Below are 265 nucleotides of genomic sequence, written 5' to 3' on the forward strand. Positions count from 1 at the left end.
CGTGACCGAGTCCAGCCCCGCCATGATGTGCATCAGCGTCGACTTGCCCGAACCGCTCGGGCCCATGATGGCGGTGAACCGCCCGGCCGGGATCCCGATGGTCACGTCGTCGAGTGCGCTCACGCGCCCCGCGCCACTGCCATAAGTCTTCGTGGCTGCTTCGACGCGCGCCACCGTATCCGTGAGAGTCAGCGCCATGCCCTCAACGCTAGGGAGGCGGACCAGCGCGGCGGATCGGGCGGCGGGCCCATCCTGTGTCCTCCCT

General features: G+C 69.4%; 1 protein-coding gene. It reads right to left on the reverse strand.

Annotated features, from left to right (window positions below; translation table 11 throughout):
- A partial coding sequence (locus SB719_RS20670; RefSeq protein WP_412159816.1) for an ATP-binding cassette domain-containing protein occupies nucleotides 1-198 on the reverse strand: 198 nt, incomplete at its 3' end.
- Nucleotides 199-265 lie beyond the last annotated feature (67 nt).

The organism is Pantoea sp. SIMBA_079 (genome assembly GCF_046940275.1).
Taxonomy (GTDB): Bacteria; Pseudomonadota; Gammaproteobacteria; order Enterobacterales; family Enterobacteriaceae; genus Pantoea; species Pantoea borealis.